The organism is Morganella psychrotolerans (assembly GCF_965118875.1).
In the GTDB taxonomy this organism is placed as follows: domain Bacteria; phylum Pseudomonadota; class Gammaproteobacteria; order Enterobacterales; family Enterobacteriaceae; genus Morganella; species Morganella psychrotolerans_C.
The window spans coordinates 1-1,391 of sequence record NZ_CBCPJD010000049.1 but is presented as its reverse complement, the minus strand read 5'-3'; the positions used below and the strand labels follow the sequence as shown (position 1 = coordinate 1,391).

The following is a 1,391-nucleotide window of genomic DNA, read 5'->3' as shown; positions in this document are numbered from 1 at the left end:
GCAGCCGTTTTTCTCATAGAACCGGTTATTGAATGACGCCGGAGACAAACCCAGTGCGCCAGCCATTGCCTCGCGTCCGCCTGGTGCAGAACTGCACATTTCTCTTACGACTTCTTTCAGTGATTGGTTTTTCATTGCCTACTCGTTTTTTGATTATGTTGTAGTTAATTGTTTCAATCAGGCTTGCTATCGTTTGGTAATCCGTCTGATTCGTTTGGGTAAAGGTCAGGTCGAAGTTGGTTTGGTGTGATTACCCAATGGCCAAACTGGCAAAGTAGGATTACCCGCTCAGCAGGAACCTGGTTGTTCTTGATCCAGTTAAAAACAGATTGGGGTGACTTAAACCCAAATAATCGCGACACTGCTGATGGTGAGCCCACAGCTCCGATTGCTCTTTCTGTAATACTTTCTTGAGTCATTGACGCCTCCTGTATGTAATAAATTAATACTACTTAAAGTAGATACAAAAGACAACTTATAATAGAAATGACAATTTTGGATGCAATGGATAGACTTCTACCTATGGTAGAAACTCCGAAATACAAAAGCTTTGCTGAGCGATTAGCCAAGTGCATGACCGAGGCGGGTGTTGATGTTAAACAGCTATCTGAGGGTGTTGGCGTTACGTATGAAATGGCGCGCCGATATACTTTGGGTACAGCGAAACCACGGGATGACAAAATGGAACGAGTCGCCGGGGTTGTTAAATCAACGCCTGTATATCTTGATTACGGCGTATGCATAGATGGCTCAATAGCCAGCGAACCAAAAGATACTGTCACGGTAAGGCAAATTGAAGCATTTGCCTCTGCTGGGAATGGTTACATCAATAACCCGTTCCCTGAACTGATTCGCTCAATTGAAATTCCACTGGATCGGGTTTATGAATTATTTGGACGCAGATCGCTTGACGGTGTAGTTATAATTAATGCCGACGGCGACAGTATGTCCCCAACACTAAACCCAAAAGACCTGTTATTCATCGATACCAAAACTGTGCAATTCACTGGTGATGGTGTTTATGTGTTTGATTTTGAAGGGTCTACATTTATAAAACGTCTGCAGAAGGTTAAGGGAAGAAAGCTGGCGGTAATTTCTGACAATGAATTTTACCCACCATTTCACATAGAAGAAAATGAAATGCATGAGCTTTATTTCCACGGTAGGCTATTGATTAGCATACCAATGGGTATTAAATACTTTTCATAAAAACAATAGACCAGCCCAAGGCTGGTTTTTTTACGCCCTCATTCTCTACTTTAAGTAGTTGACATTATCTACTTTAAGTTGCATATTTAATCTCAAGAACAACACGGAGACATAAACATGCAAACAGAACCAACCATCACCACCAGCAACATGTCAGCAGATGATATCGCTGTGTGGATCAC

The 1,391-nt window shown here is 42.1% G+C and carries 2 protein-coding genes and 1 pseudogene; 1 reads left to right on the top strand and 2 read right to left on the bottom strand.

The annotated features are described in order from the left end of the window. Together ACMHKJ_RS19420 and ACMHKJ_RS19240 are read right to left on the bottom strand one after the other, a co-directional pair. Nucleotides 1-135 (bottom strand): annotated as a pseudogene (locus ACMHKJ_RS19420) (YmfL family putative regulatory protein); the annotation flags it as partial. Nucleotides 136-173: 38 nt separating this feature from the next. Continuing rightward, nucleotides 174-419 carry a transcriptional regulator gene (locus ACMHKJ_RS19240; protein WP_413496444.1) on the bottom strand — a complete coding sequence of 82 codons (246 nt, stop codon included), beginning with the start codon at nt 417-419 and terminating at the stop codon, nt 174-176. 103 nt (nt 420-522) lie between these two features. Between ACMHKJ_RS19240 and ACMHKJ_RS19235 the strand changes: the two genes are divergently transcribed. Then, nucleotides 523-1,209 carry a LexA family transcriptional regulator gene (locus tag ACMHKJ_RS19235; protein WP_413496442.1) on the top strand — a complete coding sequence of 229 codons (687 nt, stop codon included), beginning with the start codon at nt 523-525 and terminating at the stop codon, nt 1,207-1,209. The last annotated feature ends 182 nt before the right edge of the window (nt 1,210-1,391 follow it).